Genomic DNA, 25,154 nt, shown 5'->3' on the forward strand with positions numbered 1-25,154 from the left:
CCGACGGAATCGTGGCGCCGTTCCACTACATTCCGCTCGATACGAGTGCGGCCGGTGTGCGCTACGGACGAACACCGGAGCCGTGTGTGCGTAGCGCCGAGTTCTCCGCGTCGATCCTTCGACTGCCGCTGTGGCCCATGCTCACGTCCGAACAACAGGAACGGGTCATCGGTTCCGTCCTCGAGTACAAGCAGGCTTGAGGACGAACACGACCGCGTGGATCGAATCAGGGCCCGGAAGCTTCGGGCATCACCGAATCCGCGGTCGTGGATGCCGCCGCCCAGTCGTCGATGCTTCCGCTCGGGAAGAGAATCTGTGTGACGCCGGTGACCGTGTCACGTGCGTGCAGTGCGCTTTCGTCGTCGACGGCGTCGGTGAACGAGGTGTCGGGATAGAAGCTGTCCTCGTCCGTGTACTGGACGTCTTCTCGCGAACCGATCGCGATGATGTATCGGTTGTCGTCACCGACGATGCCGGTGGACAGATGGATCCACTTGTCCTCGACACAGCACATCCAGCCTTGCTTGACTCCGATGACCGACTCGCCGAACAAGGCCTCGGGCAATCCGAACCTCTGGTCGTAGCCGTCGGTTCCTTCGGGAGTGGATTGCCGCAGGTACTCGACGAATTGCTCGACCCGCTCAGGTCCGAGCTGGTCGGAGTCGTCGAGGACGCCGTTGTAGAAAGTGACCAGGTCGTGCGTCGTGGTCTCGGTGTTCCACCACATTCCGTCCCACGGCGGCGTCGTCGCGGTCAGTGCGTAACGCTCGGCAACCCGGGTGATCACCTCCTGACCGCCGACCTCGTCCCACAGAAGGTTGGCTGCGGTGTCGTCGGAGGATTCGAGCATCGCCGCCATGAGGGTGCGATCGTCGTCCGTGATGGGCCGCTCGCCGCGAGCGTCCTGATGGAGGAGATCCTCGGCGATGAAAAGTTTTGCCACCGAGGCAGTTTCGATTTGCTGGTCGCCGGCGACATCGAGGTACTTGTCCGAGGATCGATCGAGGACGGCGATGGAGACGTCCGCACCACGCCCGAGCGCCGCCACCTGAGCTTGAGCCAGTCGGCCGTCGAGAGTCTCCGCGACCGGAACATTGGTGTCGGGGAAGGCGGGGGTCTGCATCGAATCATCCGGGTTCTGTCCACCGCTGCACGAAGCCGCAAAAGTAACTGCGGCCGCCATTGCGGCAATCCGGACGTACCGCGTACTCATCTGTTTCCCCCGGTAGCCCTGACACGGCACTGTTGCCGATCTTCTTGTCTCAGGATAGCGGTAGGGTCGGATCTCGTGATTCTCAAGACCGTGAACCAGCGCATTGCCGAGGAACTCGACGTCCGCGAAGGCCAGGTTGCAGCAGCAGTCGACCTTCTCGACGGCGGAGCCACGGTGCCCTTCATCGCCCGGTACCGCAAGGAAGTCACCGGCACGCTCGACGACGCCCAGTTGCGACTCCTGGACGAGCGGCTGCGGTATCTCCGCGAGCTCGACGACCGTCGTGACGCCGTGCTCACGGAGATCGACTCTCAGGGCAAACTCGACGATCAACTGCGCGGTCAGATCATGCTGGCCGAGACAAAAGCGCGGCTGGAGGACATCTACCTCCCCTTCAAACCGAAGCGGCGCACCAAGGCGCAGATCGCCCGCGAGGCCGGCCACGAGCCCGTCGCGGACGCTCTCATCGGAGATCCCACCACCGATCCCGCGCAGTATTCGGACGAGCAACTCGACGGTGCCCGGTCGATCCTCGTGGAGCGCTTCGCCGAGGACGCCGATCTGGTCGGTGAATTGCGCGAGCTGATGTGGAGTCGCGGCCAGGTCGTCTCATCGGTCCGCAAGGGCAAGGAAACCGATGGCTCGAAGTTTGCTGACTACTTCGAGTTCTCGGAACCGTTCTCCAAACTGCCCTCGCACCGCATCCTCGCCGTCCTGCGCGGAGAGAAGGAAGAAGTGCTGTCGCTCAACATGGCGGCCGACACCGAAGAACTCGCGCCGGGGGAGCGCACAGTCTACGAAGGCCGCATCGCGTCGCGGTTCGAGATCGCCGACCGCGGTCGGGCCGCCGACGGGTGGCTTCTCGACACCGTCAAGTGGGCGTGGAAGACGAAGTTCGCCGTCACGCTCGGTATCGACACTCGAATGCGTCTGCGGCAGTCGGCCGAAAAGGACGCCGTCGACGTCTTCGCCACCAACCTCAAGGATCTACTCCTCGCGGCTCCCGCCGGCGCCCGACCCACCATGGGACTCGACCCCGGATTTCGCACCGGAACTAAGGTTGCCGTCGTCGACGGAACCGGCAAAGTTGTTGCATACGAGACGATTTACCCGTACCAGCCGCAGAACAAGTGGGACGCGGCGCTTGCGACGCTTGCCGGGCTGGTCGCCAAGCACGGCGTCGAACTGATCGCCATCGGCAACGGCACGGCCTCACGCGAGACCGACACGCTCGCTACCGAACTGATCAAGAAGACCGGCGCGCCCAACCTGACCAAGATCGTCGTCTCCGAGGCAGGCGCATCGGTGTACTCGGCTTCGGCCTACGCGTCGCAGGAACTTCCCGACCTCGACGTCTCGATTCGCGGTGCGGTGTCCATTGCGCGTCGCCTGCAGGATCCGTTGGCGGAGTTGGTCAAGATCGATCCCAAGTCCATCGGTGTCGGTCAGTACCAGCACGACATCACCGAATCGCTGCTCTCACGTTCGCTCGACGCCGTCGTCGAGGATGCCGTCAACTCGGTCGGCGTCGACGTCAACACCGCGTCCGTGCCACTTCTCGCTCGGGTGTCCGGAATCGCAGGTTCCCTAGCGGAGAGCATCGTCGCCCATCGGGACCAGAACGGTCCGTTCAAGTCCCGCAAGGGACTCAAGGACGTCTCCCGACTGGGACCCAAGGCTTTCGAGCAGTGCGCAGGCTTCTTGCGGATCACCGACGGCGACGACCCTCTCGACGCGTCGAGCGTCCACCCGGAGGCATATCCGGTGGTTCGCAAGATCGTTGCCAGTGCCGGCGGGGACGTGCGCACCGTGATCGGAAACTCGCAGGCACTTCGATCGGTCAAGGCGTCCGACTACGTCGACGAGCGATTCGGTCTACCGACCGTCACCGACATCATCTCCGAGTTGGAGAAGCCGGGACGAGATCCACGACCCGAATTCAAGACCGCGACCTTTGCCGCAGGCATCGAGAAAGTCGCGCATCTCAAGCCCGGTATGACTCTCGAAGGTGTGGTCACCAACGTCGCAGCCTTCGGTGCCTTCGTCGACATCGGAGTTCATCAGGACGGTCTGGTTCACGTCTCGGCGATGTCACACAACTTCGTCAAGGACCCACGCGAGGTCGTCAAGTCAGGTGACGTCGTCAAGGTGAAGGTCCTCGAAGTGGACGAGGCACGCCAACGCATCGGGCTGACGCTTCGTCTCGACGACGAGGTGGGCGCACCCCGCAAGTCCGAAGGCCCGCGAGGTGGGCAACCACAGCGTCAGGGCCAGGGCCAGGGTCAGCGTCAGGGGCAGCAACGAGGTAATGGCGGACGTCAGGGTGGACGCGAGTCGCGTCCGGACAACCGCGCGCCCGCTGCCGGGTCGATGGCTGAGGCTCTGCGCAAGGCGGGCTTCGGCAAGTAAATCCGTCCGCCGGGTTTTCGGAGTCCGTATCGTCTCATTCGAGTCGGTTGGCGGTATCAATCGGAAGAATGATCGGATCTGAAATTCGGTGAAGGGAGGACAGTGATGCGGGAGTGGCTCGAGCGCGAGATCATCGCCCATGGCCGATTGCCATTGCTGTTCTTCCTGCTCGGATTCCTCTCTGCCTTCCTCTTCATCCGTCTCAGCGTCCGGATGATCCGTGCGCAGGTGAAATGGTGGCCGGGCAACATCGCGCCCGGAGGTCAGCACGTGCATCACGTCGTGTTCGGTGTGATCGCCATGATGATCTCCGGTGGTGCGCTGATCGCGGTCTACGTCGATGGTTCGCAGACCACCGGTGCCGTCCTGGCGGCGATCTTCGGTATGGGTGCGGCATTGGTGCTCGACGAGTTCGCACTGATCTTCTATCTGAAGGATGTGTACTGGTCCGAGCAAGGTCGGACCTCGGTGGATGCGGTTTTCGTCGCGATCGCCGTGACCGGTCTGGTGCTGTTGGGTTTCCGCCCGCTCGAACTTCTCGACGTCGCCGGGTTCCGTGAAGAACGGGATCCGTGGATCAAGTTGGTGTTCGTTTTTGTCGCGTTGATCAACTTCGCCTTGGCAGCCATCGTGATTCTCAAGGGGAAGATCTGGACGGGGCTCGTCGGCCTGTTCGTTTTCCCGTTGCTGGTAATCGGTGCGGTTCGCCTGAGCCGGCCGGGTGCGCCGTGGGCGCGTTGGCGGTACACGCGTAAGCCGAAACGGATGAACCGCGCGCTCGAGCGTGAGCGGAAGTGGCGGCGACCGGTCATCAGGGCCAAGATCTACGTCCAGGATCTGATTGCCGGATCACCGAGCGTCGAGCATGCGATGACGGCGGCTGAGCAGGAATTGGACCACACCATTCACGCGGCTCCGCCGCCACCGATTTCCCCGCTGGTGTCCGCGTCTGGCACAATGGACGGGTTGCCTGGACCAGGCAGCAGCACTTGATCTGGGCACGAACCAGACGAGCGCCGTTTCGGGAGACCGAAACGCGTGCCGCTCGGTTCCTCTGCTCCTGCGAAATACAAGGATGACATATGAACACCCTGGACTTCCTGGACAAAAAGTCGCTCCGCGACGACATCCCCGAGTTCCGTCCCGGCGACACGCTCAACGTGAACGTCAAGGTTATCGAAGGCTCCAAGGAGCGCGTGCAGGTCTTCAAGGGCGTCGTTATTCGTCGCCAGGGCGGCGGCGTTCGCGAGACCTTCACCGTCCGTAAGGTCTCCTTCGGCGTCGGCGTCGAGCGCACCTTCCCGGTTCACAGCCCCACGCTGGCCTCCATCGAGGTTCTGACCCGCGGTGACGTCCGTCGCGCCAAGCTGTACTACCTCCGTGAGCTTCGTGGCAAGAAGGCGAAGATCAAGGAAAAGCGCTGATCTTTCCGATGAGCCCGGCACCGCGTACGCGCGGTGTCGGGCTAATCTGGTTTCTGTGGCAGATTCTTCGAAGGAGCAGGCATTGTCGTCCGGACCCGAGAATCACGAGGGATCAAGCGGTTCCGCGGAACCGACCTCACATCGGCCGCAGAAGAAACAGCGATCGTTCCTGCGAGAACTCCCTGTTCTGATCGGCGTAGCGCTGGTACTCAGCATCGTCCTTCAGGCATTTGTCTTCAGAGTTTTTCTCATCCCATCCGAGTCGATGGAACCGACACTGCACGGCTGTGCGGGATGTACCGGTGACCGCATCGTGGTGGAGAAGATCGGATACCGCTTCGGCGATCCGGAACCCGGCGACGTCGTCGTCTTCAAGGGACCCGATTCGTGGAACACGAAATATGTGTCCAATCGGTCCGACAACGTTGTAGTTCGAGGCATTCAAGAGGTCGGTTCGTGGGTCGGCCTCGTTCCGCCGGACGAGAACGACTTGGTCAAGCGAGTGATCGCTACCGGCGGCCAGACCGTCGAATGCTGCGACGATCAGGGCCGAGTCCTGGTCGACGGCAGGCCGCTCGACGAGCCGTACATCAAGATGGATTTCCCGTTCACTCCGGGAACGCAAACGTGTGACACCGAATTGAAGTCGGGCCGCTGCTTCGGACCGATCACCGTTCCCGAGGGCCACGTGTGGGTCATGGGTGACAACCGCAGCAATTCCGCCGACTCGCGCTACCACGTCGACGACGAGTTCCAGGGAACCGTCCCGATCGACAACATCATCGGTCAAGCTCGATTCATCGTTCTTCCCCCGTCGCGAATGGGCGGCATCGATGCGCCTGATATTCAGGGCAATTGAGTTGTCGTACCGCACACATGGATTCGCGTAGTTTCGAGTAGGCAGAGACAGTGAGTAGTTGGCCCCCTCGCGTTGTCATTCGCAGATCGGCAGGTCTGCGGACGATGGAGTCTGCGTTGGCGCGAACCGGACTCGGTCCGGTCGCCGGCGTCGACGAAGCCGGGCGCGGAGCGTGCGCTGGTCCACTCGTCATTGCCGCGTGTGTCCTGGCGCCGAAACCGCAAGCGGCACTGGCACGGCTCGACGATTCGAAGAAGCTGACCGAACGTGCGCGCGAGGAGCTTTTCCCGGCGATCAAGCGCTTGGCGTTGGCGTGGAGTGTCGTTTCGGTACCCGCTGCGGAAGTCGATCAGATCGGTATCCACGTCGCCAACATCGAGGGGATGCGTCGCGCAGTCGCGGGCCTCGATCTCGAACCGGGCTACGTCCTCACCGACGGGTTCCGGGTTCCGGGTCTGACGGCTCCGTCGCTACCAGTTATCGGCGGTGACGGCGCCGCTGCATGTATCGCCGCGGCGAGCGTTCTCGCGAAGGTGACCCGAGATCGTGTGATGACCGAGATGGACGACACTCATCCCGGATACGGCTTCGCGATTCACAAGGGATACAGCACGCCGTTGCACATGGACGCTCTCGACGAGCTGGGGCCGTGCCCCGAGCATCGCATGACCTACGCAAACGTGGTGGCTGCGGGAGTCCGGTTGGAACAACGCGCGGGCCGTACGGGATGATGGACGTTCAGACGAACTGGGAGGACTGGCTAAACCGATGAGTGCCGAGGATCTCGAGAAGTACGAAACCGAGATGGAGCTGTCGCTCTACCGTGAATACCGGGACATCGTCGGACAGTTCTCCTACGTCGTGGAGACCGAACGACGTTTCTACCTGGCCAACACGGTCGAGTTGCTGCCCCACAATTCAGACGGGGAGATCTACTTCGAGCTGCGGATGTCCGACGCCTGGGTGTGGGACATGTACCGCCCGGCGCGATTTGTGAAGTACGTACGCGTCGTGACGTTCAAGGACGTCAACATCGAAGAGCTGGACAAGCCGGATCTGCGCCTTCCTGACTGATCTTGACAACGAAGTGCCCCGCCGATATCGGCGGGGCACTTCGCATTTCGCGGAGTTGCGCGGGGTCAGTTGCCCTTGACATTCACGATCTGACGCAGCGTGTGTCGAATCTCGACCAAGTCCTTCGCGTCGTCCATCACGACGTCGATGTCCTTGTACGCACCCGGGATCTCGTCGAGGAACGCCGCGGAACGCTTGTATTCGATGCCGACCATCGCCTTGTCGAGATCTTCGATGGTGAAGGTCTTGCGTGCCTGGTTACGTCCGTACACCCGACCCGCGCCGTGGGGGCTGGACTTGAACGACGGCACGTTTCCCTTCCCGACAACGACGTAACTCGCCGTCCCCATCGAACCGGGGATGAGCCCGGGCGTGCCCTCGTCTGCCTTGATCGCACCCTTACGGCTCAGCCACACACCCCGGCCCATATGGAACTCCTTCTGGGTGAAGTTGTGGTGGCAGTTGATCCGCTCGACTTCGTCGATGATCGCGGGCTTGCCGTCACCCATGAAGTGCGCGAAGTCCTTCACGACGCGGTCCATCATCTCTTCGCGGTTGAGCAGAGCGAAGTGCTGAGCCCAGTTGAGATCGGCGATGTACGAGTCGAATTCGGGCGTCTTCTCGACCAGGTAGGCAAGATCCGGATCGGGAAGGTTGATGTACCACCGCTCGCACAAGTCCTTGGCGATCTTGATGTGATGCTGTGCGAGCTTGTTTCCGATACCGCGGCTGCCCGAGTGCAGGAACAGCCAGACGCCGTCGCTCTCGTCGAGCGTCACCTCGATGAAGTGGTTGCCAGAACCCAGCGTTCCGAGCTGAAACCTCCAGTTGTTCTTGAACTTGTCGTAGAAGGCCAGGCGATCGCCCGCCATTGCCTCGAGTTCTGCGATGCGGATTTGCGCCGTGTCGCTCAGCGTCTTGTTGTAGACACCTGCCGAGAGCGGAACGGAGCGTTCGATGCTGTGGCGAAGAACGCTCAGGTCGCGGCCTTGAAGGTCGCGTGCGCTGAACTGGGTTTTGACCGCAATCATTCCGCAGCCGATATCGACTCCGACGGCGGCGGGCATGATTGCGCCTTCCGTCGGAATGACCGAACCCACCGTCGCTCCCGCACCGAGGTGCGCATCCGGCATAAGTGCCAGATGTGGACGGACAAAAGGCATCTGGGACGTGCGCAGCGCTTGCTCGCGAGTGTTCTCGTCGAGTATCGATGCCCAGTTCCACAGCCTCTTGGTGATCTTCTCCATCAGATTTCTCCCACATAGTTCACAGCCGAACCGATCGGTCCGGTGTGTCGTGCAGGAATGACCATGCGCTCCGTCAGTGGTTGTGTGCAACCTCTTTTCAGGTGCGCAGACCGTCTGCGAGTTCGTAGATTCGTCCGACGTACTTCTCCTGGAAGGCTTTTCGGGCAGCATCTGCTTGTTGCCGTGCGCCCATCCTGGCGTAGAGGTACTCGAGTTGAACCAAGCTCTCGCCGATGTCGACGCGTCGCTGGTCGAGAACCGTCAACTCGTCGACCAGCCGAGCCAGATCGAGTCGTGCAAGATCTAGCGCTGTCTCCGGTACCTCGTCCATGGTGATCCTCGATGTCCGTGAGTGCTTCCTGGGTTTGAGGCTAGCATCATTCGAACATATTTTCGATACCTGGAATTGTTGGTTACTTCGACAATGTGGCGGTCAGTTGGTCGATGGCGTACGGAATGCTCAGGACGGTATTGCCGGACATCGCCGCGCCGACGGGTGGATCTGCGGTGTATCGCACGACTATCGCATTTCCGTTTTTCACAGCGGGTAGCCGCTGGTAGAGAGTGTTGCCGGGGAGGGCCTTCTCTCCCTCCGGATCGGCCATCACGATCAAACGATCAACGGGTTCGAGGATGTCGTATCGCTCGTTCGGCAGCCAGTTGCCGAACTGGTCGCCGACGAATGCGTCGACCGTCGGGGGGAGGGTGAATCCGAGTGACGAGAGGAAGATGCCGCGTGGGTCGTGCGACGAGAACACGTATCCCTCGGGAGTGTCGAGGTTGACGATCGTTGCGGTTTGCCCGGAAAACTCCGGGTGTGCAGCGCGAGCGGTGGCAAACGCGTTTTCGGTATCCGCGATCAGTTGCTGAGCTTGTGGTTCTTTGCCGAGGGCGCGCCCGGCGGTGAGTGTCATGTCGGTCCACGGCGTTGTGTATGCGTCGTAGTCCTTGCTCTGCGCGACAGTCGGCGCAATCGAGGTCAGCTTCTTGTAGGTCTCCGTGTCGATGTCGGCGTACAGCGCTAGGATCAGATCTGGTGCGAGGGAGGCGATTTGCTCGAAGTTGAAGTCTCCGCCGCTGTTGATGTAGGTCGGAGTTTTCCCCTTCCAGTAATTCTTCGTCCACGGCCAGCTTTCATCCATGCCGGACCCCCACCATTCGGCCATGCCTACGGGTTCGACTCCCAAGGCGAGCAGTGGTTCGTGATCGGTGTATCCGAGTGTCACTACCCGCCGCGGTTCGGCATCGATTGTCGTCGACCCCTGTGCGTGCTCGATCGTCACGGGGAATGCGTCGTTGCTCTGGGTCGCTGATGCGGTGTCGACGCCTTGCGAGGTTCCACAGGCGGTCGAGAACCCGATGATCGCGGCCGTCGTGAATAAGGCGGCGAGGATTCGGGTGCTACGTGAGGGCACGTGCATGCTCCTTCGAAGTGGTGGGCGAAGTGATCTGAGTTCCGCGTGAAGTGCTGAACTGGTCGCGTCAGCAATAAAGTGAGGCTAACCTTTGCGGGATCGTCGGTCCATCCTTCAGGATGGACTCGGATACGCCCAGAAAGACGCAAAATGTCCACTATCGAGTACTCGACTCGTCCAAAGTCCTTGCTAGCGCTGCCCGATAGTCGCGGACGGACATTCAAAGATTTTCAGGTCTACACCAACGTCGTCGACGGAGTGACTGCGTACGGAGCTCATCGACACCCCGAGTATCAGATCGCCTGGATGAGTGAAGGGACGATGCAGATCGCTGCCGGAGGCAATGTGTGGCACCTGCACAGCGAGCACTTGGTCTGGTTGCCGGGCACCGTTCTCCACGACATGACACTTCTGACGGAGGGGTGCATGATTGCGGCCTATGCGCGTCCGGATCTACGCCCTGCCGGGCCGCGGTGGACTCAGCCACTTGTTCTCGAAGTCGATGCTCTGTCCGCTCAATTGCTGCGCCATCTCGCAGATCGGACCATCGACGATGCTCGGCGGTTGATGAGTCAGGAGTTGCTCTACGACATTCTTGCTGCCGCGCCCGAACGGCACGACGTCCTCGCGGTTCCTCGCAATGCTGCGGCGAGTTTGGTTTCTGCCCGCATCCTTGCCGATCCGGCAGACTCACGGACGCTGGGGGAGTGGGCGGGCGAACTCGGGGTCAGTTCCAAGACCTTGATGCGAGCCTTTGTCGCCGATACCGGGATTACCTTCGGGCAGTGGAGAACTCGAGCACGCATGTACGCATCGCTCGAGATGCTCGCGCGGGGTGAGGGTGTCAATGACGTTGCCCCGCAGGTTGGTTACCGCACCAGCAGTGGGTTCATCGCCGCATTTCGGGAAACCTTCGGTACGACGCCGGCCCGGTACGGCGGAAAGCTGATGCGGTGATTTGCTGATGATTTCTTGAACTCGGTTGACGGCAAAGCTTTGTTCGGCAAAGTAGAAATGGGCCGAGCTACCAGCATCTGCTGGTAGCTCGGCCCATTTACTAATCTGAACTGAATCAGCTCATGTTGCCGAGCACATTGCCCAAGACACCGCTGATGACATTGGTCATCGACCCCTGCGGGTCGGTCAGGGAGCCGAATACCTGGCCTGATCCGGAGTTGAGTGAGCCGAAGCCCATGTCCTCGAGGCTTCCGGCGCCCGCCTCGACGGGGTTCGGCTGCCGGATGGTGACGCAGACGCCCATCGGATTGATGTTCCAGTCGCCCGCCGCCAGCACAATGTTGGTGCCGGCGCCGCTGTCGAGCTGCGTGCCTACAACTGCGTTATCGGGAACTTTGTAGGTGGTTTCCAAAGCGATGACGCCGCCGCCCGCAGTGGTCCATCCGCCGCCCTTTGCCACCACGGAGTTGTTGCCGACAACGACGGTCTTGGTGACGTCGTCCCACTTCTGGTCGCCGATAAGCCATTTGACGTTCAGGCGAGCCTTGACCAGCTGGAATCCTGCCGGGTGGAAATCGCGGATCTGATTGACGAGGGCTCCGGAACCGGAAACCTTGGTGATGTAGGTGACCGTCTGACCCGCGGCGACCTTGCCATCGCCGACAACCTCCTTGCTGACGGTGTACGGCGTCCCGAGGGAACCGGCCCAACTGTCGGTGACCGACTGGTTGAGCGCGCATGCCGGTGCTGCTTGCGCCACCGAGGCTCCAAGTCCAACAGTGACGCCGGCGGCGATGAGAACGAGGGATGTAGTGGTTGCTACTGCGTGGCGAAGTGAGCGGCGGGCCATGTAGAACTCCATTCAGCGGGGTGCGTGACGGTTTGAGCAAAACTGTAACTAGTTCTACTGGACTTTCGTCCAAATTGTGGGGATTTCAGAAAATTGTCACGGTTCGGGTCGCCGTTGGTGTGTCGCGCTGCCGAATTCCACAGGTTCTGAGTTGTCAACAGGTTGTTTTCGGGTGGCTTGGTTTTGTGGTGGTGGATCGAGGGTGGTGGTTGGGACGCGTTTCGTATGGGGCGGGCGCGGGGTGTGAGTGGTGGGGGCTGCGATGGCGAGGAATATGGCGTTGGGTGCTCGGGGCGAGGATGTGGCTGTCGAGTTCCTGATCGATTCTGGTTTGGAGATTGTCGAGCGCAATTGGCGTTGTCGGTACGGCGAGTTGGACGTTGTTGCGACGTCCGGTGATCGGATTGTGTTCGTGGAGGTGAAGACTCGGTCGGGTGTCGGGTACGGGAGTCCGGCGGAGTCGGTGACGTTCGCGAAGCAGCGTCGGATTCGGGTGTTGGCGATGCAGTGGCTCACTGATTCGGGTCGGTCGTGGTCGAGGGTGCGTTTCGATGTGGTGGCGGTGTTGATCGGCCGCGACGGCGTGCCTTCGGTCGAGCATTTTGTGGATGCGTTCTGATGGCGTTGGGGCGGGCGCATTCTGTTGCGGTCAGTGGCGTGGACGGGCAGATCGTGGAGATCGAGGCGGATATCGGGCGCGGGTTGCCTGCGGTGCATTTGGTGGGGCTGCCTGATACGGCGTTGCACGAGTCGCGTGATCGGATTCGGGCCGCGGTGACCAATTCTGGTGAGGAGTGGCCGGACAGCAAGGTGATTTTGGCGTTGTCGCCGGCGACGTTGCCGAAGGTGGGCAGCGTTTACGATTTGGCTTTGTCGTTGTCGGTTCTCGATGCGGCGAAGAAGTTGCCGCGGAAGTTGTTGCGGGAGACTGTGTTTTTGGGGGAGTTGGCGCTCGACGGTCGTTTGCGGTCGGTGCGTGGTGTGTTGCCTGCGGTGCTTGCGGCGAAGCGGGCGGGGTGGGGGACTGTGGTGGTTCCAGCTCGGGCGTTGGCTGAGGCGGGCCTGGTGAAGGGGATCGAAGTGCTGGGCGCTGACGATCTGTCCGCGGTGATCGGGTGGTTGCGTGGTGAGTTGGCGCTGGCTGTTCCTGATGTTTTCGAGCGTGCGGATGTGGTGACGGTGCGTGATTTGAGTGAGGTTGTCGGGCAGACGGATGCTCGGTGGGCGATCGAGGTTGCTGCGGCGGGTGCGCATCATTTGATGTTGACGGGTCCGCCGGGGATCGGGAAAACGATGTTGGCGCAGAGGCTTCCGGGGATTCTTCCGCCGTTGACGGAGGGGGAGTCGTTGGAGGTGACGGCGATTCATTCGGTGGCGGGGGTGTTGCCGGAGGATCGGCCGTTGATCGATATGCCGCCTTTCATTGCGCCGCATCATAGTTCGTCGGTCAGTTCGCTGGTGGGTGGTGGTAGTGGGATGGCTCGTCCTGGTGCGGTCAGCCGCGCCCATCGCGGCGTGCTGTTTCTCGACGAATGTGCCGAGATCGGGGTGAAGGTGCTCGAAGCGCTACGCACGCCACTCGAAGACGGGGAGGTACGAATCGCCCGGCGGGACGGAGTTGCGCGGTACCCGGCGCGGTTCCAGCTGATCCTGGCCGCCAATCCCTGCCCATGCGCGCCGCCGCGAGACGCGGACTGCGTCTGCGCACCCGCGGCGCGTCGCCGTTACCTGGGGAAATTGTCCGGCCCGCTCTTGGACCGAGTCGACATCAGGGTCCGGATGCAGGCCGTTGCAACCGGAGCGCTGATCGACGAAGTAGGGGAAAGTACCGGCGATGTTCGTGCGCGCGTGGCGGCGGCTCGAGACACTGCAGCCCAGCGGTGGAGTGAGTACGGGTGGCGGACCAACGCGGAAGTACCAGGGCCGGCGTTGAGACAGAAGTTCAGACTCTCGCGTGCGGCGCTGGCGCCGGTGGAACGGGCGCTGCGCAAAGGTGTCATCACTGCTCGTGGGGCGGACCGAGCGTTGCGGGTTGCCTGGAGTGTCGCCGATCTGGCAGGTGAGGCGATGCCCGGACCAGACCAAGTTGTCACCGCACTCGACTTCCGAGACAGGGGATTCCAATGACTGCGCACGATCCGCGACTACTCGCTTGGGCATATCTGTCCCGCGTCGTGCAGGGCCCAAGCGCGTATATGTCCATGTTGATCTACGAGCTCGGGGTCGAAGAAACTGCGAGGGCGGTCCGCAACGGCGATCTGCCACCCGCGATCGAGGAGAAGACACGAGCCCGCGCTCACATCGACACAGCCCAACGAGACCTCGACCTGATGGAGGCGATGGGTGGCAGGCTCGTAACACCGAACTGCGCCGATTGGCCGGCGTGGCGAATGCTTTCCTTCGACGGACTCGATGCCTCCGGGGGTGAGACGGCGCCATTTGTGTTGTGGGTGTTGGGGTCCGGAGATTTGGTTGATCTGACCGAGAGATCGGTTGGGATTGTCGGCACGCGAGCATCTACTGCGTACGGCGAACACGTGACGGCAGAGATTGCCGGTGACCTCGCTGTCGACGGATGGACCGTGATTTCCGGGGCAGCCTTCGGTATCGACGGGGCCGCGCACCGCGCTGCATTGGGCGTAGGTGGAAACACACTGGCTGTCTTGGCCTGTGGGGTCGATCGAGCGTATCCGTCAGGGCATGCGCGACTACTCAAACAGATAGCGAGTTCGGGTGCAGTGATAAGTGAATATCCACCGGGCACAACACCTGCAAAGTTCCGGTTTCTGGCAAGGAATCGACTGGTAGCTGTGTTGTCGGACGGAGTAGTGGTGGTCGAGGCGGGTTGGCGCAGTGGTGCTCGCAATACCGCCAATTGGGCCCGGAAATTGGGCCGGCCGGTAATGGCGGTGCCCGGGCCGGTTACTTCGGCATCGTCGACCGGATGTCACCGGATGATCCGCGAAGGTGAAGCGCAACTCGTTTCCAATGCCGTGGATGTAGTCGAAGCGTCAGGTCCATTTGGTGTCGGGGATTCCGCGGAGGATGCAGCCGCTACACGTGACATCGACGCATTGCGGGGCAATTCTCGATTGGTATACGAAGCATTGCCGGGAACAGGTTCACGTAGTACGCGTGAGCTGTCCGAGGAATCGGGATTGCTCATAACGCAGGTTCGTGCAACTCTTCCTCTGCTCGAACTCGAGGGGTTTGCGAGTTCTGATTCGAGTGGATGGTTTCGGACGCGGTAGCGCGTGAACTTGATTGTGCTCGTCCGGTGGGCGGGTGGCGATGCCCACTAACCGTTCCGGCGAGAACGAAACTCGAATACCCTCGCGATGCTGGTAATTGCACGTCAGGACTGCTTTTCGTGAACTCGATCGGCCTGTGTGCAGCGTTATTCTCGACCCAGCTTTGCAGACCTGGCCGTGAATTTAACGGGCCTCAGGAAAGTCTCAGGTCAATGTGCTTTGAAGTCTGATTAGTCTGGATCCCCTGAGTGCGGGTATTGATTGGTGCGTCGTTAACCCGCTGCTAATTCGGACCATTGAGTCTGTTCGGAAATGGCACAGGTTTCCGGACTTCTTTTGTTCATCAACGCTCTATCTGTGTATTGTGAAGGAGAATTGAATCGATCATTGAAAGAGGAGTGCAATGGCTGAGAAGCTGATTCGGCAACTCATCGACGACCTTGACGGTAAGCCGATTGACGATGGATTCGGTGATCGAATTGAGTTCTCTTACCAGGGAACGGATTACGTGATCGATCTGCGCGCCACCAATGCAGAGAAGTTCGACGCTGCGGTGAAGCCATTCGTCGAGGCGGCGGCGAAGGTGAGCGGGAAGCGTGGCAAGAAGGCGCAGGCTGCATCTCCGCAGGCCACCTCGGGTTCTGGCCGCTCCAAGGAGACGCTCCAGGCCATTCGTGATTGGGCGGGTAAGAACGGTTACGAAGTTGCTCCGCGCGGGCGTATCAAAGCGGAAATCATCGACGCTTTCGACGCTGCACACTAGGTTGAATTAATACCTCCTCTGGCCCCTGGCGAACCTCGCCGGGGGCCAGAGGCGTATTTTACTATTGCTTTGCTGAATTTCTCCGATAGCGATGTGCTGCCTGATCATGCACGAGTCCTGATTCGGAAATTTGGCTGCCACCGACGAATTTACCCGGCAGAGTGGTCGGTTTATTTCGTTGAGCACCGTGGTCTGTCGCGCGCGGGGCGGATGTACCGGGGGAGGCATTTTGTCCATGCGCTGCAATTGTCGTGTACCTTAGTTAGGTAACACTAACTTTTGGAAGGATCTTTCTGTGGCCAAGCCGACAACTGCATTGACGGTTCTGCGGACCGAACAATTGACTCCCCATATGGTGCGAGTGTTTCTCGGGGGACCGGGCTTCGAGTCCTTCACTCCCAGCGAATACAGCGATTCCTATGTAAAGATCGAATTCGGTACTCCTGATCAGCCGATACTGCGCACCTACACGATTCGTTCGTACGATCTTGATGCCAAAGAGATTGCAATCGATTTTGTCGTCCACGGCGACATGGGAGTTGCAGGTCCGTGGGCCGCGTCCGTTCAGCCGGGCGCTGAGATTACCCTGCGTGGACCGGGTGGCGCGTTTTCGCCGTCACCATCCGCTGACTGGTATCTCTTCGTCGGAGACGAGACCGCAATACCTGCTATTACTGCTTCGATAGCGAGATTGGCGCCGGATGCGGTCGGCTACGCCGTCGTCGAAGTCGGGGGGCCGGAAGACGAAATCGCGCTCGATGCCCCAGAAGGTATTGCCGTGACCTGGCTGCATCGCGGAGCATCGTCCGATGTGGTCGGCGAAGAATTAGCTGGCGACAACGCTCCGGTTGTCGCCGCGGTCAAGGCACTCGAATGGTTGCCGGGCGAACCGCACGTGTTCATTCACGGTGAAGCACAAGCCGTCATGCACAACCTCCGGCCGTACATTCGCAAGGAACGAAATGTCCCGGCGGCGGCTGCTTCTATTTCCGGCTATTGGCGTCGTGGTCGCACCGAAGAAGGCTTCCGGGTCTGGAAGTCCGAACTCGCCGCGGCCGAAAACTAACTCGCGGTGGCCTTGCCGCGAGTCAGCAACACGAGCGCAACGGCCGCGAGAACTCCGAAGGTGGGAATTGCGATTGCCATCGGCACGGCAGTGTCTTCTCCCGCAATTCCCACCAACGGCGAAACCAGCGCTGCCAAGCCGAACTGGCCCGCTCCCATCAGGGCTGAACCAGTTCCGGCCGCGTTGGTGACCTCTCCTTGGGCGAGAGCGGTTGCATTGCCCATGATGAACCCGATGCTCGAAATCGCCACGAACAGCGGGACCAAGATCAGCCACGTATTCGTGGAACTGAAAACCACGCTGGTACAGAACAATACGGCGCCACCAATGAGGAGCAGGCACACCCCGAAACGCAGCAGCGTGCGAGCTCCGACGCGACCGAGCAGGCGAGTGGTGATCATCGCTGCCGTGACCATTCCGGTGGCGTTCACTGCGAACACGATCGAGAATTGTGACGGACTCAGCCCGAGAACATTCTGAACGACGAACGGTGACGCGGAGATGTACGCGAACAAGGCGCCGAATCCGAAGACGAATGCGAGCGCATATCCGAGGTAGTGCCGGTTTCGGACCACGTACTGCAGATTCGAGATCAGGGCCTTCAAACCACCGCCATGGCGTCGCTCGGGTGGAAGTGTCTCGGGAACGAGCAAAACCACACCAGCCACCATCACAGCGCCTGCGACAGCCAGGACCCAGAAGATCCCGCGCCATCCGACGGGGCCGAGAAGTGCGCCGCCGATCAGTGGCGCGACCACGGGAGCGATACCGCCGATGATCATCATGATGCTGAAGAGCTTCGCTGCGTCGTCGCCACGCGCTCGGTCGGCAATACAAGCGCGGGCGAGAACGATGGCAGCGCCTCCACTCAAGCCCTGGACGAGTCGTGCACCGATGAGAAACTCGATGTTCGGCGCCACAGCGCATGCCGCGCCGCTCAGTGCCGTGACGATTGTCGCGGCCAGCAGTATTCGTCGCCTGCCAAGTCCGTCGGAGATCGGACCGATGATCAGCTGGCCGATTCCGAGGCCTGCCATGAAGGTGGTCAGCGTGAGCTGAACGCTGGCCGCAGTAGTGTCGAGTGCATCCGCCATCAAAGGTAGGCCGGGCAGGTACATGTCGATGGACAGTGGAGCGATTGCGGAAATCAGTGCCAGTACACACAACATCTTCAGAGGAATTGCTCGATTCACCGATCAACCCTATCGGCGAGGCAGCTTGCAGTTTCAATCGCGGCGAGCGAGCGTGTGTTCATGACTGACGCATTGCCGGCGAGCTTGAGCGTTCACCTCGATGCGTATGCCGAGCACCTCCGACTGAGCCGAGGCCGGTCGGAACACACGATCCGCGCCTACGTCGGTGACGCGTGGGCATTGCTGACCCATTTCTCCGCGGGTTCGGAGAATGCAGATCTCGACCGCCTCGACCTAAGTGTCATGCGCTCGTGGTTGGCCGCCCAGAATGCCGTAGGAACAGCCCGTACGACGGTAGCTCGACGGGCTTCTTCGGCGCGTAGTTTCACTGCGTGGCTCGCGCAGACCGGACGTATTTCCGTCGACCCGGGCACACGTCTGGCGGCTCCACCTGCTCGTCGCACGCTGCCGACGGTGCTGCGTCAGAGCCAGGCCCTCGACGCAATGGATGCAGCGGAAAGCGGTGCGCAGCAACAGGAGCCGCTCGCCCTGCGAGACCGACTCATCGTGGAATTGTTGTACTCCACCGGAATTCGCGTCGGCGAGTTGTGTGGACTGGACGTCGAGTCCGTCGATGCTGATCGACGTTTGCTTCGTGTCCTCGGCAAGGGGAACAAGGAGCGATCAGTGCCATACGGCCTGCCTGCAGAATCGGCACTGAACGGGTGGCTGGAGCACGGACGACCCGCGCTGAGTTCGGACAGGTCCGGGCGAGCATTGCTCCTCGGAGTTCGAGGCGGCCGGCTCGATCAGCGTCAGGCGCGTTCGGTGGTCCACGAAACCATGGCTGCAATTCCAGGGGCTCCCGACATGGGTCCGCACGGGCTTCGGCACTCGGCTGCGACACATTTGCTGGAGGGTGGTGCAGACCTTCGTGTGGTCCAAGAACTCCTCGGGCATGCGAGTTTGGCGACCACTCAGCTGTACACGCACGTGTCGGTCGAACGCCTTCGATCCGTCCACGATCAGGCCCATCCACGCGCCTAGATTGTGAAGCGACGCGAGTTCTCGGCCGGTATTTGGTAGCGTCGCAGCTCAGAAGAGTGAACAATCGGCAAGTTCGATCGTCGTGTCGAGACACTCGATGACATGCGAAATCCGGGGGATTCGTGAACCGCCAAGATGTGAAGCACCTGCCGAACAGCGGCCAACCGGCCTGGCTGTCCGAAGCGCCGCAACCGGCTCCCGAGCCTGCGCCGACGCCGGAGCCTGTGGCACGACTGCAAGAGGTCTGGACCACGCCACCGCCACCGCCGAGCCAACAGCAGGTGACAAACCAGGATCTGGTTGCCGAAGCTTTACTGAAACGCCCTAAACGGACGCCGCGTGGCGGATGGCGTAGGGGATTGCATCGTGCGACCGGAGGTATGGTCAATCTGGGGGATTCGACCAACGAACAGCGCAACCGTGCACTGGCCGCCCGAATCGAGCAGCCGATCCGTAACGACTACCGAGTCGCTTTGCTCTCGCTCAAAGGGGGCGTGGGCAAGACGACGGTCACGGTCGGACTCGGTGCGACATTTGCTTCGCTTCGTGGTGATTGCGTCGTAGCGGTTGACGCCAATCCAGATTTCGGAACTTTGGCGCAACGTGTTCCGCTGCAGACCAATTCGACGGTACGCGATCTGATTGCTGCTAGACCGGACATAAAGAGCTATTCGGACGTTCGAGTGCACACATCCCAGTCGTCGAGTCGTCTCGAGGTCCTGGCGAGTGAGCAGGATCCGGCGATTTCGGAGGCATTCAGCGAGGCGGACTATCGCCAGGTCATCGACATCTTGCAGGTCTACTACAACATCATCCTCACCGATTGCGGTACCGGGATCATGCACTCGGCGATGAACGGCGTTCTCGATCTTGCCAATTCGTTGGTTCTCGTCAGTTCGCCGGCAATCGACGGAGCGCGCAGCGCAGCGGCAACGCTCGATTGGCTTCAGTTGCACGGATACGGCCATCTGGTCGAACGGACCGTCGTCGTCATCAGCGCCGCCCGACCAGGGTCGAGCGTGATCGACATGGACGCTTTGGTGGACTATTTCATGCGTCGATGCCGCGCCGTCGAGGTCATTCCTTTCGACGAGCATCTCGCGGAGGGGTCGGTGATGGACCTCGAGTTGATGCGACCGGCCACCAGACGAGCGTTCATGGAACTGGCAGCGATGGTGGCCGACGACTTCGCGGACGCAGTGGGTCGGCACGCCGTTTCCGAGTGGCACTGATTCTGCGACCGATTTCTGCGACCGATTTCTGCGACCGATCAGCCTCCTTTCAATGGCTTGAGCCTGAGCGGTTGCGTCCGAACGAGTCCGAGTGGATCGAGATACTCGCGTCCACGGCGCAAGCCCCAGTGCAGACATGCTTCGACAGCACACCCTTCGTGCCCGGTTTCGAGGGTTCCGATCACCGACCTGGCAGCGACGCGTTCACCTGCGCGAACGACTGCCACGACTGGTTCGTAGGTCGTGCGTAGGCCGCCGGAATGATCTATCGACACCGTCGGCTTTCCGGCGACCACTCCCGCGAACACCACAATGCCGTCGCCGGCCGCGAGGACGGATCGGCCGGCACTGCCGCCGAGATCGACCCCGCGATGACCCGGCAGCCAATTCTTGGCCGGTTTGTCGAAAGCGCGTTCCACGTGCGGCCGGGGAGCGAGCGGCCAGTCGAAACGCGTGTCTGCCGACGCCGTGCCTACGGCGACACAGCAGGAGATCACGGCAACGACCACTCCTCGTCGAGCTCCGCGAAACATCGTCATTCCTTGATCTTGCGTGGAGTCGCACGCGCTTCAATGCAGATCAGACGGGTAATCCACAAGATGATCGCCGATCCACAACCGCCGGTTCGGTCTGTTGCTTCCGGGGTGGTTATGGCATCGGCGGACGAGGACGTACACTTGTCGAGCGGTCTGTGCTCGCACAGTCCGACTTCGCGCGCCCGCGCACGTTTTCCGGCCTCGGCTGGTCCTGGTTCTCACGAAACAGGTCCGACGGCCGTGCGGGTGCCAGGGCAGGGATCACCCGATCGCCTGCATCAACCGGATTGAAAGTTTGAGGTACACAGCCATGGCTGTCGTAACCATGAAGCAGATGCTCGATAGTGGAACCCACTTCGGACATCAGACCCGTCGCTGGAACCCGAAGATGAAGCGATTCATCTTGACCGACCGCAACGGCATCTACATCATCGACCTCCAGCAGACGCTGACGTACATCGACAAGGCGTACGAGTTCGTCAAGGAGACCGTTGCCCACGGCGGCACCGTCCTCTTCGTCGGCACCAAGAAGCAGGCGCAGGAGTCCATCGCTTCCGAAGCGACTCGCGTCGGAATGCCCTACGTCAACCAGCGTTGGCTCGGCGGCATGCTCACCAACTTCACCACCGTTCACAAGCGTCTGCTTCGCCTCAAGGAGCTCGAGGCAATGGAGCAGACCGGTGGATTCGAAGGTCGCACCAAGAAGGAAATCCTCATGCTCACGCGTGAGATGACCAAGCTGGATCGCACCCTCGGTGGTATCCGCGACATGGCCAAGGTTCCTTCCGCGGTGTGGATCGTCGACACCAACAAGGAGCACCTGGCAGTTGCCGAGGCTCGCAAGCTGAACATCCCGGTCATCGCGATCCTGGACACCAACTGCGACCCCGACCTCGTCGACTACCCGATCCCGGGCAACGACGACGCCATCCGTTCCGCAGCACTGCTGACCAAGGTTGTCGCTTCCGCGGTTGCCGAAGGTGTGCAGGCACGTGCAGGACTGAGCGCCGACAAGGACGCGAAGCCCGAAGCCGGCGCAGGCGAGCCCCTCGCCGAGTGGGAGCAGGAACTGCTCTCGCAGGCAGCTCCGGCTGCAGAGGCTGAGGCAGCTCCGGCTGCAGAGGCTGAGGCAGCCCCCGCCGCAGAGGCACCGGCCACCGAGGCCTGATTCGTTGAAACCGGCCCTGACCAAGAGTTCTTTTGGTCAGGGCCGTTTCACCGTTAGGCCCGAGCACCACCGTCAGGCCGTGCTTCACCGCTAGGCCGTGCTTCACCGCTAGGCCGTGCTTCACCGCTAGGCCGTGCTTCACCGCTAGGCCGTGCTTCACCGTTAGTCCTAGGTCCGAAACAGACACATGAGGAGGCTCGCTAATCATGGCGAACTACACCGCCGCTGACGTCAAGCGGCTCCGTGAGCTCACCGGCTCCGGAATGATGGCATGTAAGAACGCACTCGCAGATGCAGACGGCGATTTCGACAAGGCCGTCGAGCAGCTGCGCATCAAGGGCGCGAAGGATGTCGGAAAGCGCGCAGAGCGCACCACCGCTGAGGGTCTCGTCGTCGCCAAGGACGGCGTCATGATCGAGATCAACTGCGAGACCGACTTCGTCGCCAAGAACGACGAGTTCATCAAGCTGGCCGACGAGATCGTGACCGTCGCTGCTGCTGGCAAGCCTGCGGACCTCGACGCTCTCAAGGCGCTCGAGCTCGACGGCAAGACCATCGACACCGTCATTGCGGAGCAGTCCGCGAAGATCGGCGAGAAGCTCGAACTGAGCCGCGTCGCTTCCTTCGACGGCCCCGTTGCCGTGTACCTGCACAAGCGCAGCTCCGACTTGCCGCCCGCTGTCGGCGTTCTCATCGAGTACACCGGCGAAGGCGATGCTGCTGCTGAGGCCGCTCGCGGCGCTGCAATGCAGGTCGCAGCACTCAAGGCAAAGTACGTCACGCGTGACGAGGTTCCCGCTGAAATCGTCGCTTCCGAGCGTCACATCGCCGAGGAGACCGCCCGCGCAGAAGGCAAGCCCGAGCAGGCTCTGCCGAAGATCATCGAAGGCCGCGTCAACGGTTTCTTCAAGGACGTCGTTCTGACCGAGCAGTCTTCGGTCACGGACTCCAAGAAGACCGTCAAGGCGATCCTCGACGAGGCAGGCGTGACGATCAAGCGCTTCGTGCGTTTCGAGGTCGGCGCCTCCGCTTAATTCGGAGCCCGTACACATGGACCCCGCCTGAAGAGCATTTGCTCTACCGGCGGGGTCTACGTGTACCTGGGGCCTCCGATGAGGCAGGATAAGAGTGCTTCGGGACGAGTCCCGGGGGCTTTCCTATGTCGCGGTGTCCGATTCGGCGGCAGAAGAAGAATGAAGGACCTACAAGGTCTTGTATCGAACTGAGGAGAACAATGTCCGAACCAGCCAACGAACGTCCAGGATTCAAGCGGGTCCTGCTCAAACTCGGCGGCGAAATGTTCGGAGGCGGCAAAGTCGGTCTCGATCCCGACGTGGTCACCAAGGTGGCTGAGCAGATCGCAGAGGTCGTTCGATCGGGCGTACAGGTTGCAGTGGTCATCGGCGGCGGAAACTTCTTCCGCGGAGCGGAACTGCAGCAGCGTGGCCTCGATCGCGCGCGCTCCGACTACATGGGCATGCTCGGCACCGTCATGAACTGCCTCGCTCTGCAGGATTTCCTGGAGAAGGCCGGCGTCGATTCTCGAGTGCAGACGGCAATCACCATGGGACAGGTCGCCGAGCCGTACCTTCCGCTTCGCGCACGTAGGCACCTCGAGAAGGGGCGAGTAGTCATCTTCGGTGCCGGGATGGGTATGCCCTACTTCTCCACCGACACCACTGCTGCGCAGCGCGCGCTGGAGATCGGTGCCGAGGTAGTGCTGATGGCCAAGGCCGTCGACGGCGTCTACTCGGCCGACCCGCGTATCGACCCGGACGCGACGATGTACGAACAGATCACGCACCGCGAGGTCATCGAACGTGAGCTCAAGGTCGCGGACGCGACGGCGTTCAGCCTGTGCATGGACAACTCGATGCCGATGATGGTGTTCAACCTCCTCACCGAAGGAAACATCGCTCGCGCGGTATCCGGTGAGAAGATCGGCACCCTGATCAAGTCGTGAGTGACACCCAAAAAATGATGCAGAACAACATGGAGGAACAGCCGTGATCGATGAAGCGCTCTTCGAGGCAGAAGAGAAGATGGAAAAGGCTGTCACGGTAGCCAAGGACGATCTCGGCTCGGTTCGCACCGGACGCGCGAACCCCGGTATGTTCTCGCGCATCGTGATCGACTACTACGGTTCGATCACGCCGATCACGCAGCTCGCGAGCATCAACGTCCCCGAGGCCCGCATGGTCATCGTCAAGCCGTACGAGGCTTCGCAGCTCAACGCGATCGAGACGGCGATCCGCAACTCGGATCTCGGTGTGAACCCGTCCAACGACGGCAGCATCATCCGCATCTCGGTTCCGCAGCTCACTGAAGAGCGTCGTCGTGAACTGGTGAAGCAGGCCAAGTCCAAGGGCGAGGATTCGAAGGTCACGCTGCGCAACATCCGCCGCAAGGCGATGGACGAACTCGGCCGGATCCAGAAGGACGGTGAAGCCGGCGAGGACGAGGTCGGTCGCGCAGAGAAAGAACTCGACAAGACCACGGCGAAGTACGTGCACACGGTCGAGGAACTCGTCAAGCACAAGGAAGCAGAGTTGATGGAGGTATAGCCTCCTCATTTGCAGTGTTTGTCGTCGGGAGTAGATCAGGGAGTTTGGGTGCACGCACAAGAGGGAACCGCCGGTGGTCCCGTCACGGACGGGCCTACGGGCGGCGCTGAGGGCGCGCAACCGCCGAAGTCGAAGGCGGGCAGGAACCTACCTGCCGCCATCGGCGTCGGAGCTGGTCTCGGAGCCTTGGTCATCGGCACTTTGATCTTCCTGCCCCCGGGATGGATCGCTGTCGTCGCGATCGCGATGTTCATCGCGACGTGGGAGGTCACAACGCGGCTTCGTGAAGCCGACATCGAGGTGCCGCGAATTCCCCTTCTCGTCGGAGGGCAAGCCACGATCTGGCTCGGCTGGCCGTGGGGACCGGTCGGGGTGCTCAGCGGATTCACCGCAACCGTCCTGGTGTGCATGGTGTGGCGGTTGTTCGACCACGGGCTCAAGGCGACCCCGAAGAACTTTCTGAGAGACACCTCCATCACGGTGTTCGTTCTGGCGTGGATCCCGCTGTTGGCGTCATTCGGTGCGTTGATGGTGCTCGAAGACGACGGCCCGGGTCGCGTTTTCGTCCTGATGATCGGTGTCGTGTGCTCCGACATCGGCGGTTACGCGGCCGGAGTGCTGTTCGGGAAGCACCCGATGGTGCCGGCTGTGAGCCCGAAGAAGTCCTGGGAAGGATTTGTCGGCTCCCTCATTTTCTGCGTCATCGGCAGCTTGCTTTCGGTGACGTTGATCCTCGACGCGAACTCGATGATCGGCGTCCTGCTCGGTGTCGTCCTGGTGGTCGTCGCGACGGTCGGAGACCTGATCGAATCGCAGATCAAGCGTGAACTCGGCATCAAGGACATGGGAACTCTGCTTCCCGGCCACGGCGGAATCATGGATCGCCTGGATTCACTCCTGCCGTCGGCATTTGTCACCTGGCTGATTCTGTACGCACTCGTCTGAT

27 protein-coding genes are annotated in these 25,154 nt (G+C 61.3%); 20 read left to right on the top strand and 7 right to left on the bottom strand.

Going from position 1 to position 25,154, the window contains the following annotated elements:
- A partial coding sequence (locus tag B0E55_RS21735) for a DegT/DnrJ/EryC1/StrS family aminotransferase (RefSeq protein WP_198538439.1) occupies positions 1-200 on the top strand: 200 nt, incomplete at its 5' end.
- A 26-nt stretch (positions 201-226) separates the two neighbouring features.
- Here B0E55_RS21735 and B0E55_RS21740 read toward each other — a convergent pair.
- On the bottom strand, positions 227-1,213 hold the full coding sequence (locus tag B0E55_RS21740; protein WP_029255127.1) for a serine hydrolase: 987 nt from the start codon (positions 1,211-1,213) through the stop codon (positions 227-229).
- Positions 1,214-1,288: 75 nt separating this feature from the next.
- Here B0E55_RS21740 and B0E55_RS21745 point away from each other — a divergent pair, with 75 nt between their 5' ends.
- From B0E55_RS21745 to B0E55_RS21770, 6 genes are all read left to right on the top strand, one after another.
- Positions 1,289-3,622 carry a Tex family protein gene (locus B0E55_RS21745; RefSeq protein ID WP_080910453.1) on the top strand — a complete coding sequence of 778 codons (2,334 nt, stop codon included), beginning with the start codon at positions 1,289-1,291 and terminating at the stop codon, positions 3,620-3,622.
- Between the two features lie 105 nt (positions 3,623-3,727).
- Complete coding sequence (locus B0E55_RS21750; RefSeq protein ID WP_003942742.1) at positions 3,728-4,615, top strand: hypothetical protein; 888 nt, start codon at positions 3,728-3,730, stop codon at positions 4,613-4,615.
- Between the two features lie 89 nt (positions 4,616-4,704).
- A complete protein-coding gene (rplS, locus tag B0E55_RS21755; protein ID WP_003942791.1) occupies positions 4,705-5,046 on the top strand; it encodes a 50S ribosomal protein L19 in 342 nt (113 codons plus the stop codon).
- Between the two features lie 55 nt (positions 5,047-5,101).
- A complete protein-coding gene (gene lepB, locus B0E55_RS21760) occupies positions 5,102-5,905 on the top strand; it encodes a signal peptidase I (protein WP_024487347.1) in 804 nt (267 codons plus the stop codon).
- A 50-nt stretch (positions 5,906-5,955) separates the two neighbouring features.
- Positions 5,956-6,636, top strand: a complete 681-nt coding sequence (locus B0E55_RS21765; protein WP_019747972.1) for a ribonuclease HII — start codon at positions 5,956-5,958, stop codon at positions 6,634-6,636.
- 37 nt (positions 6,637-6,673) lie between these two features.
- Positions 6,674-6,979 carry a DUF2469 domain-containing protein gene (locus B0E55_RS21770; protein WP_003942715.1) on the top strand — a complete coding sequence of 102 codons (306 nt, stop codon included), beginning with the start codon at positions 6,674-6,676 and terminating at the stop codon, positions 6,977-6,979.
- 65 nt (positions 6,980-7,044) lie between these two features.
- On the opposite strand, the gene B0E55_RS21775 is transcribed toward B0E55_RS21770, so the two are convergent.
- The 3 genes from B0E55_RS21775 to B0E55_RS21785 all read right to left on the bottom strand — a co-directional run bounded on the left by B0E55_RS21775 (position 7,045) and on the right by B0E55_RS21785 (position 9,647).
- Positions 7,045-8,226 carry an RtcB family protein gene (locus B0E55_RS21775; RefSeq protein WP_080910454.1) on the bottom strand — a complete coding sequence of 394 codons (1,182 nt, stop codon included), beginning with the start codon at positions 8,224-8,226 and terminating at the stop codon, positions 7,045-7,047.
- Positions 8,227-8,323: 97 nt separating this feature from the next.
- A complete protein-coding gene (locus tag B0E55_RS21780) occupies positions 8,324-8,557 on the bottom strand; it encodes a hypothetical protein (protein WP_019747974.1) in 234 nt (77 codons plus the stop codon).
- Between the two features lie 82 nt (positions 8,558-8,639).
- The gene (locus B0E55_RS21785; RefSeq protein ID WP_241896116.1) at positions 8,640-9,647 is read right to left on the bottom strand and encodes an iron-siderophore ABC transporter substrate-binding protein; all 1,008 of its coding nucleotides are present in this window, start codon (positions 9,645-9,647) and stop codon (positions 8,640-8,642) included.
- Between the two features lie 144 nt (positions 9,648-9,791).
- On the opposite strand from B0E55_RS21785, the gene B0E55_RS21790 reads away from it, so the two are divergent.
- Positions 9,792-10,598, top strand: a complete 807-nt coding sequence (locus B0E55_RS21790; protein WP_080910455.1) for a helix-turn-helix transcriptional regulator — start codon at positions 9,792-9,794, stop codon at positions 10,596-10,598.
- Positions 10,599-10,713: 115 nt separating this feature from the next.
- Here B0E55_RS21790 and B0E55_RS21795 read toward each other — a convergent pair whose 3' ends face one another.
- The gene (locus tag B0E55_RS21795; protein ID WP_003942731.1) at positions 10,714-11,448 is read right to left on the bottom strand and encodes a hypothetical protein; all 735 of its coding nucleotides are present in this window, start codon (positions 11,446-11,448) and stop codon (positions 10,714-10,716) included.
- A gap of 262 nt (positions 11,449-11,710) precedes the next feature.
- Here B0E55_RS21795 and B0E55_RS21800 point away from each other — a divergent pair, with 262 nt between their 5' ends.
- From B0E55_RS21800 to B0E55_RS21820, 5 genes are all read left to right on the top strand, one after another.
- Positions 11,711-12,067: a YraN family protein gene (locus B0E55_RS21800; protein ID WP_029255132.1), complete on the top strand. Its 357-nt coding sequence runs from the start codon at positions 11,711-11,713 to the stop codon at positions 12,065-12,067.
- Positions 12,067-13,575: a YifB family Mg chelatase-like AAA ATPase gene (locus B0E55_RS21805; RefSeq protein WP_019747979.1), complete on the top strand. Its 1,509-nt coding sequence runs from the start codon at positions 12,067-12,069 to the stop codon at positions 13,573-13,575. Before B0E55_RS21800 ends, B0E55_RS21805 begins: the two co-directional genes overlap by 1 nt.
- Positions 13,572-14,699 carry a DNA-processing protein DprA gene (gene dprA, locus B0E55_RS21810; protein ID WP_080910456.1) on the top strand — a complete coding sequence of 376 codons (1,128 nt, stop codon included), beginning with the start codon at positions 13,572-13,574 and terminating at the stop codon, positions 14,697-14,699. Before B0E55_RS21805 ends, dprA begins: the two co-directional genes overlap by 4 nt.
- Positions 14,700-15,102: 403 nt before the next feature.
- Positions 15,103-15,462 carry a histone-like nucleoid-structuring protein Lsr2 gene (locus tag B0E55_RS21815; RefSeq protein ID WP_003942721.1) on the top strand — a complete coding sequence of 120 codons (360 nt, stop codon included), beginning with the start codon at positions 15,103-15,105 and terminating at the stop codon, positions 15,460-15,462.
- 295 nt (positions 15,463-15,757) lie between these two features.
- Complete coding sequence (locus B0E55_RS21820) at positions 15,758-16,528, top strand: siderophore-interacting protein (RefSeq protein ID WP_080910457.1); 771 nt, start codon at positions 15,758-15,760, stop codon at positions 16,526-16,528.
- Here the strand turns inward: B0E55_RS21820 and B0E55_RS21825 are convergent.
- Positions 16,525-17,697 carry a multidrug effflux MFS transporter gene (locus B0E55_RS21825; protein ID WP_080910458.1) on the bottom strand — a complete coding sequence of 391 codons (1,173 nt, stop codon included), beginning with the start codon at positions 17,695-17,697 and terminating at the stop codon, positions 16,525-16,527. The genes B0E55_RS21820 and B0E55_RS21825 overlap by 4 nt on opposite strands.
- 84 nt (positions 17,698-17,781) lie before the next feature.
- On the opposite strand from B0E55_RS21825, the gene B0E55_RS21830 reads away from it, so the two are divergent.
- Positions 17,782-18,708 carry a tyrosine recombinase XerC gene (locus tag B0E55_RS21830; protein WP_198538440.1) on the top strand — a complete coding sequence of 309 codons (927 nt, stop codon included), beginning with the start codon at positions 17,782-17,784 and terminating at the stop codon, positions 18,706-18,708.
- A 122-nt stretch (positions 18,709-18,830) separates the two neighbouring features.
- Positions 18,831-19,940, top strand: coding sequence for a MinD/ParA family ATP-binding protein (locus tag B0E55_RS21835; RefSeq protein WP_069145982.1), 1,110 nt, complete (start codon positions 18,831-18,833; stop codon positions 19,938-19,940).
- Between the two features lie 38 nt (positions 19,941-19,978).
- On the opposite strand, the gene B0E55_RS21840 is transcribed toward B0E55_RS21835, so the two are convergent.
- Positions 19,979-20,473, bottom strand: a complete 495-nt coding sequence (locus B0E55_RS21840) for a M23 family metallopeptidase (protein ID WP_241896117.1) — start codon at positions 20,471-20,473, stop codon at positions 19,979-19,981.
- A gap of 313 nt (positions 20,474-20,786) precedes the next feature.
- Here B0E55_RS21840 and rpsB point away from each other — a divergent pair, with 313 nt between their 5' ends.
- The 5 genes from rpsB (at position 20,787) to B0E55_RS21865 (ending at position 25,153) form a co-directional block, all read left to right on the top strand.
- The gene (gene rpsB / locus B0E55_RS21845) at positions 20,787-21,644 is read left to right on the top strand and encodes a 30S ribosomal protein S2 (protein ID WP_003942709.1); all 858 of its coding nucleotides are present in this window, start codon (positions 20,787-20,789) and stop codon (positions 21,642-21,644) included.
- A gap of 206 nt (positions 21,645-21,850) precedes the next feature.
- Positions 21,851-22,678, top strand: coding sequence for a translation elongation factor Ts (tsf, locus tag B0E55_RS21850; protein ID WP_019747987.1), 828 nt, complete (start codon positions 21,851-21,853; stop codon positions 22,676-22,678).
- Between the two features lie 200 nt (positions 22,679-22,878).
- Positions 22,879-23,607: a UMP kinase gene (gene pyrH, locus B0E55_RS21855; RefSeq protein WP_019747988.1), complete on the top strand. Its 729-nt coding sequence runs from the start codon at positions 22,879-22,881 to the stop codon at positions 23,605-23,607.
- Positions 23,608-23,650: 43 nt separating this feature from the next.
- A complete protein-coding gene (gene frr / locus B0E55_RS21860) occupies positions 23,651-24,208 on the top strand; it encodes a ribosome recycling factor (RefSeq protein WP_003942777.1) in 558 nt (185 codons plus the stop codon).
- 48 nt (positions 24,209-24,256) lie between these two features.
- Positions 24,257-25,153 carry a phosphatidate cytidylyltransferase gene (locus B0E55_RS21865; protein ID WP_003942673.1) on the top strand — a complete coding sequence of 299 codons (897 nt, stop codon included), beginning with the start codon at positions 24,257-24,259 and terminating at the stop codon, positions 25,151-25,153.
- The last annotated feature ends 1 nt before the right edge of the window (position 25,154 follow it).

Source organism: Rhodococcus sp. 66b (assembly GCF_002076325.1).
In the GTDB taxonomy this organism is placed as follows: domain Bacteria; phylum Actinomycetota; class Actinomycetes; order Mycobacteriales; family Mycobacteriaceae; genus Rhodococcus_F; species Rhodococcus_F erythropolis.